The 18,539-nt window shown below is 37.1% G+C and carries 18 protein-coding genes; 5 read left to right on the top strand and 13 right to left on the bottom strand.

Features of this window, described 5'->3' with window-relative positions; translation table 11 throughout:
• Positions 1–230: 230 nt before the first annotated feature.
• Together V6668_RS30505 and V6668_RS30500 are read right to left on the bottom strand one after the other, a co-directional pair.
• The gene (locus V6668_RS30505; protein ID WP_101314325.1) at positions 231–1,445 is read right to left on the bottom strand and encodes an S-layer homology domain-containing protein; all 1,215 of its coding nucleotides are present in this window, start codon (positions 1,443–1,445) and stop codon (positions 231–233) included.
• A gap of 121 nt (positions 1,446–1,566) precedes the next feature.
• Positions 1,567–1,980 (bottom strand): hypothetical protein, encoded by a 414-nt coding sequence (locus V6668_RS30500; RefSeq protein ID WP_338709132.1) that lies wholly within the window; start codon positions 1,978–1,980, stop codon positions 1,567–1,569.
• A 530-nt stretch (positions 1,981–2,510) separates the two neighbouring features.
• On the opposite strand from V6668_RS30500, the gene V6668_RS30495 reads away from it, so the two are divergent.
• The 4 genes from V6668_RS30495 to V6668_RS30480 all read left to right on the top strand — a co-directional run bounded on the left by V6668_RS30495 (position 2,511) and on the right by V6668_RS30480 (position 4,576).
• On the top strand, positions 2,511–2,861 hold the full coding sequence (locus V6668_RS30495) for a hypothetical protein (protein WP_338709131.1): 351 nt from the start codon (positions 2,511–2,513) through the stop codon (positions 2,859–2,861).
• Between the two features lie 160 nt (positions 2,862–3,021).
• The gene (locus V6668_RS30490; RefSeq protein WP_338709130.1) at positions 3,022–3,693 is read left to right on the top strand and encodes an SOS response-associated peptidase; all 672 of its coding nucleotides are present in this window, start codon (positions 3,022–3,024) and stop codon (positions 3,691–3,693) included.
• A 125-nt stretch (positions 3,694–3,818) separates the two neighbouring features.
• The gene (locus V6668_RS30485) at positions 3,819–4,148 is read left to right on the top strand and encodes a hypothetical protein (protein ID WP_100526674.1); all 330 of its coding nucleotides are present in this window, start codon (positions 3,819–3,821) and stop codon (positions 4,146–4,148) included.
• A gap of 86 nt (positions 4,149–4,234) precedes the next feature.
• Complete coding sequence (locus V6668_RS30480; RefSeq protein WP_133120412.1) at positions 4,235–4,576, top strand: hypothetical protein; 342 nt, start codon at positions 4,235–4,237, stop codon at positions 4,574–4,576.
• A gap of 504 nt (positions 4,577–5,080) precedes the next feature.
• On the opposite strand, the gene V6668_RS30475 is transcribed toward V6668_RS30480, so the two are convergent.
• The 4 genes from V6668_RS30475 to V6668_RS30460 all read right to left on the bottom strand — a co-directional run bounded on the left by V6668_RS30475 (position 5,081) and on the right by V6668_RS30460 (position 8,079).
• A complete protein-coding gene (locus V6668_RS30475) occupies positions 5,081–5,617 on the bottom strand; it encodes a GNAT family N-acetyltransferase (RefSeq protein WP_165789822.1) in 537 nt (178 codons plus the stop codon).
• Entirely contained in the window at positions 5,592–5,768 is a 177-nt protein-coding gene (locus tag V6668_RS30470) for a hypothetical protein (protein WP_165789821.1), read from the bottom strand. The genes V6668_RS30475 and V6668_RS30470 overlap by 26 nt, the downstream gene beginning before the upstream one ends.
• A gap of 764 nt (positions 5,769–6,532) precedes the next feature.
• Complete coding sequence (locus V6668_RS30465; protein WP_243391258.1) at positions 6,533–6,763, bottom strand: tyrosine-type recombinase/integrase; 231 nt, start codon at positions 6,761–6,763, stop codon at positions 6,533–6,535.
• A 947-nt stretch (positions 6,764–7,710) separates the two neighbouring features.
• On the bottom strand, positions 7,711–8,079 hold the full coding sequence (locus V6668_RS30460) for a hypothetical protein (RefSeq protein ID WP_091036808.1): 369 nt from the start codon (positions 8,077–8,079) through the stop codon (positions 7,711–7,713).
• A 197-nt stretch (positions 8,080–8,276) separates the two neighbouring features.
• On the opposite strand from V6668_RS30460, the gene V6668_RS30455 reads away from it, so the two are divergent.
• A complete protein-coding gene (locus V6668_RS30455) occupies positions 8,277–8,777 on the top strand; it encodes a hypothetical protein (protein WP_091036805.1) in 501 nt (166 codons plus the stop codon).
• 298 nt (positions 8,778–9,075) lie between these two features.
• On the opposite strand, the gene V6668_RS30450 is transcribed toward V6668_RS30455, so the two are convergent.
• From V6668_RS30450 to V6668_RS30420, 7 genes are all read right to left on the bottom strand, one after another.
• On the bottom strand, positions 9,076–9,369 hold the full coding sequence (locus V6668_RS30450) for a hypothetical protein (RefSeq protein WP_091036803.1): 294 nt from the start codon (positions 9,367–9,369) through the stop codon (positions 9,076–9,078).
• Between the two features lie 832 nt (positions 9,370–10,201).
• Positions 10,202–11,527, bottom strand: coding sequence for a DNA primase (locus V6668_RS30445; protein ID WP_100526672.1), 1,326 nt, complete (start codon positions 11,525–11,527; stop codon positions 10,202–10,204).
• Positions 11,528–12,315: 788 nt separating this feature from the next.
• On the bottom strand, positions 12,316–13,809 hold the full coding sequence (locus V6668_RS30440; protein ID WP_100526671.1) for a hypothetical protein: 1,494 nt from the start codon (positions 13,807–13,809) through the stop codon (positions 12,316–12,318).
• Positions 13,810–14,486: 677 nt separating this feature from the next.
• The gene (locus tag V6668_RS30435) at positions 14,487–15,719 is read right to left on the bottom strand and encodes a hypothetical protein (protein ID WP_091036796.1); all 1,233 of its coding nucleotides are present in this window, start codon (positions 15,717–15,719) and stop codon (positions 14,487–14,489) included.
• Between the two features lie 199 nt (positions 15,720–15,918).
• Positions 15,919–16,185 carry a hypothetical protein gene (locus V6668_RS30430; protein ID WP_091036794.1) on the bottom strand — a complete coding sequence of 89 codons (267 nt, stop codon included), beginning with the start codon at positions 16,183–16,185 and terminating at the stop codon, positions 15,919–15,921.
• Between the two features lie 186 nt (positions 16,186–16,371).
• The gene (locus V6668_RS30425) at positions 16,372–17,517 is read right to left on the bottom strand and encodes a hypothetical protein (protein ID WP_338709129.1); all 1,146 of its coding nucleotides are present in this window, start codon (positions 17,515–17,517) and stop codon (positions 16,372–16,374) included.
• Positions 17,517–18,395, bottom strand: a complete 879-nt coding sequence (locus V6668_RS30420) for a S1 RNA-binding domain-containing protein (RefSeq protein ID WP_338709128.1) — start codon at positions 18,393–18,395, stop codon at positions 17,517–17,519. Before V6668_RS30420 ends, V6668_RS30425 begins: the two co-directional genes overlap by 1 nt.
• Positions 18,396–18,539: the final 144 nt, after the last annotated feature.

Below are 18,539 nucleotides of genomic sequence, written 5' to 3'. Positions count from 1 at the left end.
AAATGAAATGAGGACGTTAAGCTTAGCTAAGAATCCCAATCACTTTAGTGATCTTGCCCCTTTAGGGGTGGGAGTGTCAATGGCTCTTCACTCTTTATGAGCTCTATCTCTTAAACCCCAACAAATAATGGTGAGTTACGCTAATCTTCCTGTTAGCTGAATCAAAGAAGCAGCCGATTATACTCATCAGCTGCTTCTTTGGTTTTCCGTGATTTTAATAACACAAGGATTTAGGTATAACCGAAAGCAACCTTAAAAGAAGTCACCATTACATGATAGAGTACTTGGGTTTCATCATCGACAATAAACGAGATCGTATACACGTCTTCAATATTTTGGATCGGATCATAAATTGAAATATCCTCATAGGTGCCATCGCTCATCCTTTTATAAAAATACTCTATGATCCCTTTGCCGCTCACTCCAGCTGACCCATATCGATCTATAATATCTGACAAGGTGCTTTCACCCAACACAATCCCTTTTTTTGTGAGTAGTGAAGAAGCTGTATTAGGGGAACCATCCATGTATGAGTCAATACTCCAACCATCTAACTCTCCACTCTGGTTAAAGTGTGCGGTGAATAACGGATATGTATCAGAATCAAATATATTCTTTCCTTTAGATTCTCCGAATTGTTCATCAATTGATTTTTTCGAGTCTCCAAATCTAAGTTCTGGAACATCGCCAAGAATGTACAAACTAAAATCCTCATCAGTAACGGGCTCCGTACTAAAATCAGGAATCACTTCAGAATTTATGTCCATTAGATCAGGAAGAAGACTAAGATCTGTAGGAACTTTTGGTCTTACGTCGATCTTAAGTTTTCCATGAAAAGCAAGCTGACGTATCCATTGAAGTGCTTCTGCTCTCGTAAGCGTACTTTCTTCATCAAACTGCTCTGGAGAATTAGCTTCACTGTTGGATAATCCATGTCCGATCAGATAGGCGACAGCATATTGGCCAGTATAATGAACGCCTTGAGTTGCACTGATAATTTCTGCAGCACGTAGTTTGGTAATGGGCTGCATTCTCATCGCAAAGTTGTTTTCTCCCGTTGTCGGATGGTTATATAGTTTAGCCACCCTGTAGAGACCTTCTGTCCAACTCTCACTGGGTAGATATGCACTATTTGCACTTGCATTTGGAATGGCCATACCCTCTGCTCTGTATAACATCTTGAGGAATTCAGCCTCTGTGATTACTTGATCAGGCTTAAGGTTGTAATCGGAATATCCATTAATTATATTTTCAGAGATACCCCATTGAAAGAGACGCTTGGCCCAGTGCTCGTTCATGTCTAATGCTGGAATTCCTCTCCACGTCAAAGTGGCTATATCTTTTTCATTCTGCTCCTGCATCTCGGATTCGGCTACTGCAGTTGTAGAACCCAATAGTGATGCGGCTAAAACCAAACAAGCAGTCATACGTGTAATACTTTTCATTATTGTACCGTCCTTCTAGGATTTAATCGTAACTATAATTATTTATCGGGTGCTTGGCTTATTATGTATAGAATAGTAGTAAAATAGCACCGATTCAAGACTTGTGACACGCCTTCACCTCTCATTTATGGAAATCCATGTTTCCAAACATCTCTTGAATTTTTAACGTCAATTCCTCGTTGTGGATGTAATTATGTCCACCCTGCGAATTCGGAGTGAATCCCAACTTACTCATGTGACCTTCCCGCAAAGATACCGAGTACATGAAGCCACTTCTCTCTTCTTGGTTCGAATCAGGCTCGAATTTCATATCTTTTATTTGATCAACCCACTCTAGAATCTGTTTTTGGTTAGAGAACATTTTCCGCTCGCCTGAGCTACCATCCGTAATCTCAATGGAATCCACATTCGCAATATCCCCTGGATAGAGTTCTTGCAACGTCAATGTGGTCAGCTTCTCAGCTTGAGGTATACTGCAAGCAACGATCGTAACCCCCATGAGTAGCACTAGTAGAATACATATTTTTTTCCTCATGTTCCTCCTCCTTTTTGCTACACAGACGTACCTAAAGTAACTTATGTTGCTAGCTCAACGAAATGTGGAGCAGCTGCGAACGGCAAACTGCTTCTTTCATTTTGCACACAACCATGATCCTTTAAGTTTATCTCAAACTTAGTTTGTCGCATCTGAGATAATGCGCCTCGGAGGACCAAATGATCTTATTGGATAGCGATAATGATTGGTTTAGTTAACCATTACGCATAGTTCTCTTCAAAAGACCGCTGTACAAAACCGGTAACCACTTCTGGAGAAACGTACAAAGAAAGGGAGTGGTAAATCAAGCGCCAATACACGTTGAGCGTCAGTTGAAGGAGTATTGTAAGGAGTTGCCGAATAATTAAATTTAGGTCGAGCTTTGAATGGCTGAGAAGGTGTAGATATCCAATACATAAGTCCATCAGAAAATCGTGGTGCTGGTAGCTAGGTAGACAACCAGTTGGAAGAATTCCGGATGCTGCTACCCATTAAAAGAGTTTAAACTTGAATGAGGGGTTAACTGTTCTATGAGTAAAAAGATTAACGAAATTAGTGACTACGTTGGTGTGTTTTGTTTAGGTGCTTTAACATTATCACTTTTTGTATTATCAATTATGTTTATTATTAAGAGCTTTATCAATATTTATAGAAGATTAAAAGGTGTAAAAATAGACAGAATGACGCCTTGTACAACATGTAGACGTTCGATTTCAAACACTGCTATTATTTGCCCGTACTGTGGTGAACATTACGGTAAAATGAACGGATTAGGTGATTCAATAATTATCTGTTTTCTTTTTGGAGTAGGACTTTTCGTAGTAGGAATTGCGAGTCTAACAGAGTCCGTTGAATGGTTTGAACAAACTTATATGAACTGATCAACACTTGTCGTATTCTCCATAACTTACCGCCTCAATCCTTTATAGCAAACCGCTATAATTAGGTTGAAGTGTTATTATGTACTCCCCCAAATTTAAGATTACCCCGTACACCAGTGTAAGATTATATATTGTAAGCACAATACAGGAGGTGTTTTGTATGTGTGGTAGATTTACAATCACTGACCCTTTAGAATCTATCTTGGATAGGTACTATGCATCTATTGCAGATGGATTTGAGTACAAGCCTAACTATAATGCTGCACCCATGCAGTACATCCCAACTATTATCGGAAGTAAAAACGGTAATAGATTAGGCGCTCTCCGCTGGGGTCTGGTGCCTACTTGGGCAAAAGATGATAAGATCGGGAACAAGATGATTAATGCCCGCGCAGAAACATTAGCAGAGAAGCCGTCCTTTAAACGTCTGATCAGCTCCAAACGCTGTATCATCCCCACGAACGGATTTTATGAGTGGCGGAAGGAAGGAAAGGAAAAGCAACCAATGCGCATTCTGATGAAAGATAACCGCTTATTTTCACTTGCCGGTCTTTATGATACCTGGACAGACGAAAACGACAATCAGTTGAGTACTTGCACGATTATTACGACCGAACCTAACAGTCTCATGGAAGACATTCATAATCGCATGCCGGTTATTCTGCGCTCAGAGGATGAGGCTGAATGGCTTGGAAGAGATAATCATGATGTCCAGTCCCTGCTCAGTCTGCTCAAACCATATCAAGCGTCAGAAATGCGAGTATATGAAGTCCCCAAAGAAGTAGGTAATGTGCGGAATAACTATGAGGAATTATTGAAGGAAGTAAATTAAAGACCAAAAAGGAGTGACACCCTAGCGGAAGTCACTCCTTTTTGCTTTTTATAATAGAAATTGATGGAAATACCCATATAGGTCTGATAGACTATTCTGGATTGATTAAATTTTGGAGGGAATACATGGAAGAGAAAATAGGCATTATAGTTGGAACAACATTACAATCTCTTTTCATTCTGACATTCTTTTATATGTCTATTCGTTTCTTTGGCAGAATGTTCGGAAATATAATTTCGGCAATCAAAGGTAATAATTCTAGCTTAGAACCTTGCCATTCGTGTAGTCATACGATATCTAAAGAAGCTATTCTTTGTCCTAATTGTGGCCAAACTTTCGGAAGAGCCAATTCATTCTCTACCAGTATATTAGCCAACTTTTTCGCCGGAGTTGTAGCTTTGGCTGGAGGAATTGGGCTTTTATTTTATTTGTTAGATTTATTTAAGGATCTGTAACTTCCATACACTCTGATAGAAAAATATACCTAGGTCTGGTAGACTAATCCGGATTGACTTTAACGTTGGAGGAGTTAGTAAATGATTTGATTCATAACATCAGTGAGATTTTTGGTATGGTATTCTTTGCAGGATTGATCATAGCTCTATTTGTACTGGGCTTAATGGGTATTGCTGGAGTGTTTCTTAATATCTACAGAAGATTGATAGGATTGAGATCTAAAAAAATAGAACCTTGCAGATCTTGTGGGCATCCAATCTCAAGATCTGCAATTATATGTCCTAATTGTGGTGAACATTATGGACAAGGAAGTGGATTTTCTAATTCAATCATCGGTTGTTTTATCCTTGGATTTGTCTGTATTGGAATTGGATTTTATGCCTTGTCAGAATTTCTTGAGACATTTGAAACATTTAGATTTAAATAATATGTATACATATAAACAACGGTCCCACTAAATAAGGCTCCTTTTTGTACCTAAACCGAAACGTATTACGAAAGTATCATCTCTCCATGATCATCACGGATACTGTTCTATACGCTTCTATTGTCTACTCCAGTCAAAGATGTATTCTCGCTTGTCTAATAGATGCTAGACGGATACCCTAAATTTAAAAGCCTCGTCTGCTGCACTTATGACATTCTGTCAAAAGCCTCTAATCTTCTTCAAATTAACTAGTTCCTAGCCCAAGAAGAGATCAGAGATACTTTTTTACTTATTTGCGAATTAATATGATGAAAGTTATGGTTTGTTGGACTGACAGACAAAAAAATATCTGCACAATATACTACAGACTTATTTAAACACATTAAAAATAGATTAAAGGCAGTCACGCAAAATCACCTCCAATATAAAATTTGGACAAATAAAAAAAGCCCTGTTTATAAGGCTTCCATAGCTAATTTCTATGTAAATTTGGTATTTCATTTGTTATTCGTCATAGTATCGTTCTATCAAATCTTGATCGTACAAGTCTATTAGCATTGTAACTAATTCTCCAGAACCTTCTATGTCACTCTCAAACAGTGGCTCAAAATCAAATTTTTTAGCGTACCAACTCCATTTCTCTTTTAGAGCGTCAAGTACTATAAAGCGTTCATTGAGTTGAACAGCCATTTTTAATATATTTTCCATTATTGCAGTGCCTATATATTTCCCCTGTAGTTGAATATCTACAGCTAGTCGTGCAATATCTAAAACATCGCGATCTTCTTCTGGAGTGATTGTTGTTAACAATGAGGACAATTTAATGTGTCGCAACGTATAGTACCCAACAAGTTTATCGTTAATGTAGACAACTGTGGTGCTTGATTCTCTTTCTATGTGAGAAGGGTAGGATTCAACGGCAAGAAAAAGATCCATAGAACCATTACCACACTTAAAATTTTTTAAATGAGCTAGGTCATCTATGGATATAATTTTGTGTGTGAGTGTATAATTTTCATTCTCCTCTAGAAAGTCTGTCATGGTACTCCTTAATTTTTCTTGCAGCATGCTTTTTCATAAACTCTTCATTTTTTTTCATTTTGCTAATAAAACGTTCTGCATCTTTTCCTTCAAGAGTTGGTCGTTCACGAAGACTAACAGCCATTCGTTTTCCTCCTTTTTTGCCAGCCAATGCAATCATCTCCTATCTAATTTAGATTAGACAGTTCATTCTATGATTGGATCACCTGATAATATGACTACTAGTTACTCACGAAAGCTGAATAAAATACTAGTCTCCTAGGAATAATATAACATTTTCATATAACATATACAATGTATATGCAACAGGATGTGCGATGACTCTCACATATAATGTGTTTGAGTTCTCATACAAATTGTGTGTTAAAAAACACATACGATGTTGTATTCCTACGCTGCTAGTTAAAAGTATGCTTTCATGGGCATGTAAAAGCCACCTCAGAAATGAGGTAGCTCTTACAATATTATAATTATTTAATACCTTGAGCCCTCATCAACTCATCTAAATCATTTTTCAAAGTATTATTCTCGTATGTAGCTTGAAGAAAATTGACCTTGTTTTCTGCGGCTAAGAGAAGTACTATCGAAGTTCTTTTTTTATCAATGAACCACTCAGTTATAAATGCTACCTTTCCTGCAACCATCTTCTAAGTCGCCAATATAAATAGGTATGTTTCCACTTGATGTGATTATATCCATATTGTTAAAAGGAGCATCATTTTCGTCTAACAAATCCCTTTTTATACTGAAGTATTATCAAGCTTGTCCCATATGGGTGCATGACGTGTACCAGTACTTTACGACTCTATTCCAAAATGGCATACGGTAGTTGCACCGCACATGATATAAAAGTTCAAAATACCTTGGTGTATCAACGGTTTTTAAGCTCTCAGTATGCCAGTCGTCACAGATGCGTCACAGAAATACGATTTCTTCTAAAGTGTTTGTAACTTCTTGTTGCATGCTTGGTATCACATGACTGTACGTGTCCAACGTAACTGAAATCTTACTGTGTCCTAATCGTTCGGAAATCACCTTATCATTGATATCCTTAGACAATAGTAAGGTTGCATGTGTATGTCGCAAATCATGAAATCTTATATGTGGAAGATCTGCTCTTTTAACATCTTTGGGATAGATTTTCATCATAATTACTTGGAAAAACAGTACCGCCATTTTTCAAATTGAATATAACCAAATCGAGATCAAGAAACTCTCTGCCCAGTTTTCTTTTCAAAGCATCATACTTTTCTTGTTGTGTTCTGAGGACTTCAACCAATTGATTTGGAATAACAGGATTATTTAAAATTATTACTTATTAAGGGTTTTTTAACATTTATTATGATTAAAACTTCCAAATAAATTGAACATATTAGAATTTAAACAGGATACATAGGAGGGTTAGTTTACATGAAAGGACGAGAACACTATGAAAATCGAAATACATTATTCACTAGAAAATAGGGATGTTTCAAGAGAAAAATATTAACTTACGTGGTAAAACGAGGAGTTTGCATTACAAAAGAACAATTCGATCTAGAAACAGAAAACGAGGTAACTATAGGAGCTAGATGTGGTCTAGATAAGGATGTACCGATTTTCAATTTAGATCGTAGCTATATTCAGAAGTTTGTCTAAAGCGAATATATAGGAAGGATAATCGTCCGATCTGGAACGCTGCTGGTTGAAGGATCAATAGAAGGCGCGCTTGAGATAGGCAATAACGCAATTGCGACGGTTAAGGGAAGTGTCAATGGGGCTATTGGTGTTCTTGATGGTGGAGAGGTAGTAATTCAGGGCACTCTCAATGGAACTCTGAGCGTTGATTCTGGAGGCCAAGCAACCGTAGAGAGCGGAGGTCAAATAGCAGGTAGTATCAACAACTATGGAAGTGTAGTTCTCAAAGGAAGCCTTTTCGGAGAGCGATTCGGAACTGAAGAGGTTATCATTAAGGGTGGGTTGATTGTATCAGAATAATCTTTCCAATACATTACTACATTTTAAGTAGCCTTCGGGCTGCTTTTTCTTTTTTCTAAGAAAGATTAATTATATATAAAGAAAGAGGACCGAAAGACAGTCCTCTTTTTATTCACTTAGTTTCTAACATATCCAACACCAAGTTCGGTGTCTCTTACAGCAATTAAAGTAATAGTATATCTGGTTCCATTTTTCATCCAGTAATCATAATAGTGAGCCAATGGTCCAGAAGGAGTATACAATGTGAATTCATGCACTTTTTTCCAGCTATAGTCTGCCTGCTGCTCATCCAAAATAATGTGAACTTGACCTTTTGTTACTTCGAGACCGTATCTTCCATATTGACCTTGACCTACTACGGGAATCGCAGTATCAACCAACTTACTAGGGTGTACAATTGCATTGTTGGTTTCTGCAAAAACAGATGAGGCGCCGAGCAAACTTAGAATGAAAACTAACCCAAGCAATAACATTTTCTTTCTCATACAAATCTCTCCTTATAAAAGAAATATATTACATATATATAGTACAACAATAAAGAGAATGCTTTAGTGACATTTGTAACAATTAACATTAAATAAATATATTGTAATTAAATATCACAATATGGAAGGTGAATTGAAATAGATGCCGAACTATCTTTAGTATGTAATATATTTTATATAATGGAGGCCCAATATTCATGAGAAAAATTATAACTACATTTTTATCAATTGGATTTCTGGTGAGCAGTATATCTTCAGCAGCATCGGCAGAAATCGATGTAAACAAGCAACATAAAAACGAGAACGAAAATATTTCTAACATTCAAGTTGACACAAAAGTCAATAACCGAACCTCTTCAAATTCTACCGTCTCACTAGCTCAAAGCATGGTCTATTCAACTTCATTTAGTCTTACTTCTGTTTATGAATCATCATGGTTCCAAGTGTCCAATACGGGAGAAGTTAGTATTTGGATACATCAAAAAACAGTTGATCCTAAGTATAATCCATTAGTGCAATATAAATTAATAGGCTCTGGAGCTAATGGTTTTGAACAAAGTATTTATGTAAGTGGGACTTTTACAGATCAAAACACTATACGAAGCTTCAACAATATTCCCGCGGGAACTTATAGAATACAAGTGATTAATTACGGCGGTGTAAGTAAGATACAAGGTGATTTACGGTTATACAATTAACTCAGGTACAATAGTAGATAAAGAACCCAAAAAAGTTTAATTGATTAAGTACAAGTTGGGGATGCATAAGCATCTCCATTTTAAATAAAAGATAAGTCTACCCGATGTACTCTTTCAATACTAAAACTATAGTATGTGAAAAACGTAGACTGATGCACCAAATCAATCCTTGATCCCTTTCCAGTGGTTGCTATTTAGGTAATCGGGATATGAGGCAAAGGTTTCACCTGTGTCGCTACAGTTGATTTGAAAATTAATTTTAACCATGCCATCACATCCGAATGAAAGAATGTTTTATCTATTCATTTTTAAAATGATGTAAATTTTCAAGTTTCACATAGCCTATGCTTCCAGTTTCATCAAACTTTATTCTAGCTTTCAATGGGTTATTTAACTTATCTACTTTGAAGCCTACTAATGTACCCACTTTGTCACGATGCTTGAGTTTGTTTGGATTATCAGGAATGACTTTGTAGATTCCTCTATACTCGAGTGTGACCTTGCGGACTAGTTCACCCTTATCTAGTGCCTTAACAGTACATTTAAATGGCTTACCTGCAACCTCAGAAGAAAATTTAATGTCATATAGCATGATTATTCATCCTGTTAATGAAAGTATTATTTCACTCACATAACTTTGCGAATTATAATAATGACGTATTTGTACATACTACACTTGGCTCTCACTTTACACTTACTTTTCTACTACAATTATATAACAACGAGTGTCAGTCTACCTATGTTTTATGAAACAAATGCAGCTATAGTGACCAATATAACTACTAGTCAGTCAATAATTTAAAAAGCACCCCGAAGGATGCTACAGATTTACTATACTAAAATTAGTGTTTTTAAATCCAGGGCCGGTAATCCTCCATCCTATATGATACAAATCTTTTTCACTTACAGTATCAATTTTATTGTACCCAGAAGAAAGGGCTCTCCTTCCCAAATTGGCATAGCATTGGGTAAGGTGAAATTTCGAATTAACTGGAAGACAGGTGTAAGTTAATCATTATCATGTAACAGCACAGTTTCTTTATCAAACACAAAGCCACCATTGTTTACTAATTGAATTTTTTTTCAATATACAATGTTACTCCATAGTATTCTGCTATCACGGGAGAAGTATTATATACTTGCACCTCTAATTCTTTCTCTATATTCATTTCATCGGAGTGTATAGAAAAGTTCAACTTCAAATTAGGATGGTTATGTCTTCTTCCTTACATCACGTACTTCATAATCTTCCATAGGAGCCGATCTAAAGTTGTATCGTTTGTAATATCTCTTATCATCAGCCATATGAGGCGCATCTACACTTTGGGGAATAACACCAATCGTCGGTTGCGTCTAATAACTTTAAACGTCGCAACGAGCGTTTACCTTCTCATATACTAAAGAATAGGTTTAACAACGCTCACTCATAAAGTAACTAGACGTCTTGCTTTGGTACGTAAGTCTATTTCAATGGGTAAAATAGACTGCAATAAGATATCATCGAGTCCCTTCCCCAATTGTGGATCCCAGCACCAAATGACAACTTCAATGCCCTCATCATCTAAAGCTTGCTTTGCAAACTCTGTCAGATGTTCAAATACGTACTTATTCTTTCCTGCTTCTTTCGTTTCGTCTAAGAGAGCATCCATATCCATAGCAATCACTAGCTTTTGGGTTCTCCATTGACGAAGGAGGGGGATCACATCCTTGTAAATACCTACGCCAGGTATACCAATTAATAGTTTTTGAAGTATGTTGCTAGATATATAGGATTTATGTTCGCCTTCGCTACAAACAACAACATCTGACGCAAGATATTTAGTGACTTCTACTCCTGTCTCCCAGGCTTGAAGTATTGAAGAAGGTGCAATGATGTTTAATGGTGCTCCAGAGGATGCACCAGCCTTTCTCATTTCATATACATCATCAACATACTCAATGTTAGGAGCAGAAGAAAACCACATGTACTTTTTATCATCTCTTCCGGTTGATACACGCAATCTGATCATTTGCCCTCTTGCATTTCGCAAAGGAATAAAGTATTTCCCCGATGCAGAGATAGTCCAGAACCAATCTCCCTCATGAATGGGATTTCCGCCTTTCCGAAGCCTCTTTGTAAATCCTGGAACGCGCTCTAAAGAGAAGCCTTCACTTAATAATGTACGAATAATTATGTTCAATTCTTTGTAACTCTTAGGCACTGACCGGAGCCCTATCGCTACAATTTCTTGATCAGAGTATTTTCTTTTAGATCTCCATTCATGGACATGTTCTTCATATATCGGGCACAAGGAAAGGAATCTGCGGTACACTCGATCACATATTTCATCCGATTGCGGTTTAACCTCTTCAATGAAAGGTCGCACCTGATATTTGGGAGTTTTATCTTCATCAGAACGCTTAGATTGACCATCTTCATACGCAACATTAATTCCCATGATCTCTGCGATTCCTAAGATACAATTAAAAAAGTGTTTTCTGTCCCATTCTCCGAATTGACTCCAACAATAAAAGGTTATCGCATCTGCACCTTTACAACCACAACCTCCTCCATCAAAGCACTTAAAAATACCTTTATATTTGGAGATATATGTTTTAAGTCTTTTTTCTGAGCAGTGATTCGGGTTGGGACAATACGTGACCCAAGAAGTGCCTGAACTTTTTACGCTGTAACCCATTTGTACAGCCAATTCATACGCTGTAACATTTTTGACTTCATCAATCGTTTCTTCACTTATAAATTTAGCCATCACAGTTTCTCCTCTTTCCTAAATTCTTAAAACGACAAAAAAATACACTAACTCTTTCCAATGACCAATACATCCTAAAAAGGAATAGGTATCTCAGCATGAGATAGTTGGTCACTCGAAAGAGAAGTGCATTGAAATAGAATTGTCCTTTTGCGCAAGCTAGGACTTATAGGCATTAACAGCTGTTGGTATATCTGTATTTTACCATAGCTAATCCTTTTGAGAAAGCAAATAAAATGATGTGAAGACTGTAGGAGAAACTATTTCTAAATGATCTACTTAATAAAAGATCGATATAGAACCGGGTACATACTCGTCCCATATACGTGTAAAGACTTATCAACAGATAAATACAGAACTATGGTAATACGAATCTGATAAATACAGGAATAACTAAAAATCAGTCATATGATTACAGAAAATATTGGAGAGGAAAATACTTTTGAATATACTGACTTATGACACTTGGCAATTGTCCACAATACAGAATTTAATCTACTAAGTGACTCTGTATTTATATGAAAACTATATGATGATGATACATCTTATCAAACTATCTACAGTATCTTTCTGTATTTGTACGAGGAAAATTAATTCTTTCTGATAAGATTTCAATTTTTATTCTGTATTTATATGAACAATGTCAAAAAAAACAACGGTTCGTAGTGATCCGTTGTTTACCCTCTTCTCTCCCTTAACAATTACAATATAGTCTGTGTCGTAAGAATTCACAGACATAACTATTTCATCAAAACGAATAGCCCTCTTTTTTTACTGATCAAAGAAGGCTAGGCGGTATGCTCTTTAGTTAGAATATGATGTTCAAGTTTGAAGTCGAGAGGAACATCTGGAATTGTAGTCCAAGCTGGCAACATCTCTATTTTGTTGATCATCCACTCTCGCACTGCTCGTGTTTCATATTCATTCTCTAAGCGAATAAGTGCTTGAATCTCAAGTTCTTTATATTTGTCAGGACATTTCCTTAGTGAGAAAGCGTGATTCCTCATCGTTACCGCATCAAGATAATACTGTAACTCATTAGATTGAGTATAATCATATAGGCTAAATGCCGGTGGCCTTGTATAACTACCTTCTAAGGATCTGACGGAAGCCAAACAAAGTTTAGTAAATTCACGTTGGCTGAACATACTTGCTGCAGCTGCAAATTCGTATAATCTATTCTCATCTAATTTACGAGGGCATATAAACTTATATACCCCCGTTTGCTTCGCGATTTCCAGATAAGTCACCATACCTTTGTGACGCATCTCATCTCTTATGAATTCCATAATATTAATCGGGAACATCCGATTCTTTTCATATAATTCCCTGATTTTCTCGATCACATAAACCATATACTTATAACTTTTCCCACGCAGCAAGCGAACTAATTGATAGAAGTCACTTCCATCATTAAGATACTCAAACTCTCCAATCAAATTTTTAGAGAGGAGATTCTTGAGATGTCTAATAACCCTTCTATATGTCTTTTTGCCTTGCAAGACATCTCTATATTGGGTTCCAGGAACATATTTGCTTGTATAAGCTTCATTGACGATTACCGTCAATTTTGGTGAGGTGGTCCCTCTTCTAGCCTCGATGTTCCAAGATGTTATGATTGGCTTCTGATGTTGTATGGTTGTCGTTGAAAGAAGATGGAGTATATTTTTCAACTCGTACACATGCTTCTTATGAAGCTGTTTTAATATCCCCTTATCTTTATTGAGCCAGTAAAAGACCTCTTTCTCTTTCTCGTTACCTTGTTTACGAAGCAGATCAAAAACTAACTTTTGCGCAGAAATAGGAAGATCCGTAAAGCCCTTAGAAAAGACAAAAGGGTTTACGACAACCAGACGACTAATCTTATTCGTATCCGGATTAATAAAATTTGTAAGAGAAAACTCACTTGTGACGCCAGATAGCTTTTCTTGAATGAGGCCCAAACGTACAAATTTCTCAAATGCTATGTAAAATTGATCATCGCAACACGGATCTTCATAGAGATCATAAAGCTTTTTATAGATTTGGTGTCTTGATACATTTTCAAGCTTACCTTCTGAATTAAAACACACGTGTAGTGTAACCATGAGCATGATGTCTGCTTCTGTCACATGCCACACTAACCGGCCAACTCCATTAGAACGTGTTCTAAACTTTTCACTGGTGTGTATCTTTTCGGAGATTGAAAAAAGCGCATCAATAAAACCATCGGTTAGCGCAATATCCTTTGATCCGGATTCTTTATCTTTAGGTTGGGTGATTTCAAATACAATCTCAGTCACGTTGGGCCTCCTTTCTCTATATAAATGGACTCCAATGATGTAAGTGGTAGAATGGGATTGATCCATCGCTAAAATTCGCAATATAAAAACTAAAACAGCTTTTAAAGACATTTCTTTGGTCTAGTTAACCATGAAACTTGACGCAGTAAGACAATGATTTTCCTCAAGCAGAACCCCTTAAAATGGAGATTCTAATTTTATCCACAAGTCTAAGGAATGATTTACCTTTTTACCTAATTCGACATTATCATTAACCATCTTTGTTGGTCAATCGGAGTAAAATGTATGATCAATGACGGAGTAGAATGTATACTTCCTTCAATAATACATTCCACTCCCTTAAGTATACATTCTACTCCCTACAATATACCTTTTACTCCCACCAACATACATTCCACTCCGTTCATTAACATACATTCTACTCCGTGATTTTCGCGAAATATATTTTATATTCGACCGAATAATCCACAGTTTTTAAACTTCCATCTCGCTATTTGTGCGTTTCATTCTGGAGGGTAAAAAAACAAGAACAAGAAATAAACCATGACGGAGTAAAATGTATGGTTTGTTAGGGAGTAGAATGTATGTTATTTTACGGAGTAGAATGTATGTTGAATATTGGACCAGAAATAAATAGTAAACAAAAATTGTACTTAGAGAGCCTGTACCAACAGCTCTCAAAGCATTTTTTGGGACGAGTCAAGTTCAATTGCTCCCGTCTTGCCTCGGTGACCCTGAAGCCACTCACTTGGTGTAAACTCAATATGGGTAAACTTACGTTTGCTTTTGCACATTTTGAAATCAGAGATGATATCTGCATCCAACAGGTGCGCAAAAGATGTTTCGATCGTCCGAATGGTCCTCGCACGATTAAAATTCGCATCATTTCCATCTTTCAGAATAATATGATCCATGAGCTGATCCAACGAGAATGACGTAGTCCCATTCTCAATAGCATCTAAAATATTTAAATAAATCATTCTTGCATAGGAGGTGGGCAACTCATTGTAAATCACCATATTAATGAAAAGATAATTGCCAGCCAGTAATGAGTCATGTAGTACTTCATGGAAAGTTATTACTGCAGCTCGTTCCTTTCCTTCCTCTTCTTGAGTCCGTGCAATCCAGGCTAAACTCTTAATCGGTCTATGTTGAATCGTAGCAGAGTAGTATTCAGAGATCGCAGGATCAAAGTATTCCTTATACTCAATCCACGTCGCCGCGATATTTTTTAAACTCTTATGGATTAGTTTGTACTCTCCCCCAGAAGGTTTCGTAATCATAGCCTCGGCAAGGTCCTTAAATTCGAACTTGATTTGTTTATTCTTGCCTTGATTCAACCACAATTTAAACAGCCCTATTAACACTCTTGTATCATAAGTATTTAATAAAGCCCCATTATCATTCTTGTATATCATAGGACGGAAACCACGTCGTTCTAACTCCAGGATATCCCCTCCTGTAAGTTTGTTCATCCCGTGAGGTGTTCCACTAAGAAAGAGTCCGCCTTTAATTAAATTTTTCTCTAAGATATGAGAATGCGAGTTATATTGTTTTCTATATTCCCGTTTCATTTGAATTGCCAGTTCAATCGCTTTGATAATCAAATCATGATGCACCTGTTCTAAGCGATCTGCTTCTGTAATTTTTTGACCGGAGCTTTGTATCGTTAAGTACCTCTTTAATAGCTCCCTCTCTTTATCTCTATATTTCTCCAATAGGGGTTTCAACTCGTGCAGATTACTATTCATAAACCCTTTTGAGATAATCTGCAAGTCGCTCTGAGTAAGACTCTCAATTTTCTCGGAATCTATTCCAACTTTTTGCATGGCAACCGTTTTTTGAGCAAGGGAAGAAATCTCATTGGATATTAGGTCTTTAAATTTAGACATATCTTTACTCACCTTCATTCCGCAGAATTCTCCTTTGTATTGTAATAGCTCGGCAGCATTAAGTCTATTATCCGAATCTTTAATAGGTTAAAACCCTACAACCTTGGTGCTGTCTACCAAATTACATAATTCGCAAGATTTACCCAAGATTCATGGCACAAAACATTGTGATTATGAAAAAACCTGGCTGAATGCCAGGAAAGTGGGGACACTTCTATTAGTTCAATACATCTTTATAATATGTAAGAAGATGGTCATTCGCTCGTTTCCATTCCAAATCATCCACAATGTCATGTAGCTCAGACGATGCACCTTCGGTTTCGACTACTTTAAAAAGGTTATATGATGTATCACTTGTGCTTGCTGCCACGTAACCTTGTTCCTCAATATAAAACATCTTCAGATACTTAAGCTTCGTTCTAGTATCCAATTTATCGCTAATAATAATTAAATCAACCGGAAAGTTCTCAAAATTACCACTCATCTTCTTCAGTCCCCGTTCTAATTTATTTATATAGTTCAGCTTGTATCTACATTATTAAAAGTAATAATTATCAAATCATAACAATTATATTCACACTCTAAATAAATGAATATAAGTTGTCAACTAAAACCATCAGGTTATGAAAAAGCAATTATTTGTCTTTGAAGACACCCTATCTCGCCTATATTAAATATCGTCATCATCTTCAATATCTGGTTGCAAATTTGAATAATACTCCGAAGCCGTCATCCCCTTGTATCCTGCTTTCAAATACGGTATGGAAACACCGATCAAAGAATCCTTTTCCATATGGTAATTGATAAACGTTTCTGGTCCAATGCCAGAAAGTAAACGTTCATCCGTAGTGTAGCGAACCTCGACACTTGGCATATACTTTCGTTGCAATTCAGAAAGAAACTTAACCCGGCTATCTCCATCCACAATCATAATAACCCGAGTTGGTCTTTGATGTTCGGGTAAGAAAGTGAACGCGAGTTCCATACGCTGAAATCTCGTAATGACTTTGTTGATCCAGTCTCGGGATGGACGAAATACCTCTATCCAGAACAACTTAAAATCATTTATATCTTTAATGACTCTAAAGGAGGCATAAGGATAATGATTAGACTGGGCATTGGGGATTTTGATAGGCGGACGTCTGGTCCATTCAACTAAGCGGTCAATCCGCACCAATTCGCTATACAATTCATTTGCCGCTAAATCCAGAAAGAAATTATCCATAGATGGAGATCGCCCAGGTGGGAAAACGATCGGTTGGAGCCAGAACTTGTCTGGAAGTCTCTTTTGGAAAATAAGTTCAGCTGCTTGTGCGCTTGCTTTAGTTAAAGCATATACTTGAGGCTTTTTACGCTGCTGAGCACCAGTTAAAGGTGAAACCCATGAAAAGGCACATATAACTCCATTCTTCCTGCACTTTTTAATGAAATCAACCGTACTCCGATCATCTTCTTGACCTGGATTTAAGGATCTGTGTATCTGACTTCTTGTTGCTATTCTAATAGTAGAAAGCAGATCAAGTAGTTTAACTTCTTTTTCAGTGAAATGGCCATCTGATAACCTCGTTTCTAACCAGTACTGACCATTTCGAATTCCTTCATTTGCTTTAATGAAGATTTGCTGTGCATACGGATCGCTAAATAATCCAAACTCAGATCCGTCTGGCAGTAACATTTCTCCAATGTCTCCTGGGGAATCCTGGCCATAAGGATTCATTTCTGGAGGTACTGTCTGGAATAATGAAGCAGGATGTTGCTTCGCCTGCAAATCGGATCCAGATTGTTCAAATTGAAGAACTCTTGAATTTGTAACCATTAGTGTATCACACGAACGCCGCGTCTATTTCCAGCATTGATGGATCTCTGAGGAAGGATAGTGATGGCCTTAATTCGTCTATCCCGGTGATTAATCTCGAGAATTTTAACGGTTACTTTTTTCCCTTTCTTCAACACATCCGGATTCGCGTTTGGTGGGAAGTTTGTGCGAACAGTTAAACCAGATACACCTACAAGCTCCAAAAACACACCATGCTCTGGGTGAATTTTAGTAATAACCGCTGTGTATGATCCGCCTTCTTTGTAGTCGCCAATTTGTCCCCATGGATCTCTCGATAGAACTTTCGCATTGACTTCAAGAAGCCCACTTGGGTTTTCCTCTGTAGGAGCTTCGAGTTTCGTAATTTTAATATCGAGAGTATCACCGATCTCGAATTCGCTTCGCATATCTTCAATATAAGAGTAACTAACTTCCTCCCTGTTCATCACGACTGGAACACCTTCAACGAGTAGATACAGGCGAGACATATCAATACCACGAATAAATCCGACCATAACTTGTCCTACTTTAGCAGACTTCCAAAAACGCCTTGCAGAAACCTCAAGTGCTTGAATCCGATCAGCTAAAAACCAATGCCCCTCGATATCCACCATCTCTACAACAAATTCGAATTCTTTTCCCAGAAAATGATGAAGTCCTTTGAATTCGTAATTATCAATCCGGGACTTAGGAAGATAACCAAAAACTCCTTTGTAGTTGAGTTTTAACATTTCTTCCTTTTTGTCACCCAAACTCAATGTTTCTAATCCGATAGCTTCAGCATAAAGAACTTGTTTCACACGCTGCGATTCTTTAATATCAGCCCATCCTAGTTTTTCATCCCCAACATTATCAAAGCGTTGTTCAATTTGGCGCATAGTTACCCCTCAGCTTTCCTAATCTATTTGAGAATATACATGTTCGTCCGGAAAACAAAAAAAGAAGCACCTCGTACACATGTCGATGACATGTGTGCGAGGTGCTTCCCCGATCCGAACTTATTCAATTACTTATAATAGTAA

The sequence above is a fragment of the Paenibacillus amylolyticus genome (assembly GCF_036894225.1).
Classification (GTDB): Bacteria; Bacillota; Bacilli; order Paenibacillales; family Paenibacillaceae; genus Paenibacillus; species Paenibacillus amylolyticus.
Note: the sequence above shows the minus strand (reverse complement) of the source record. Positions and strands in the feature narration are given on the sequence as shown.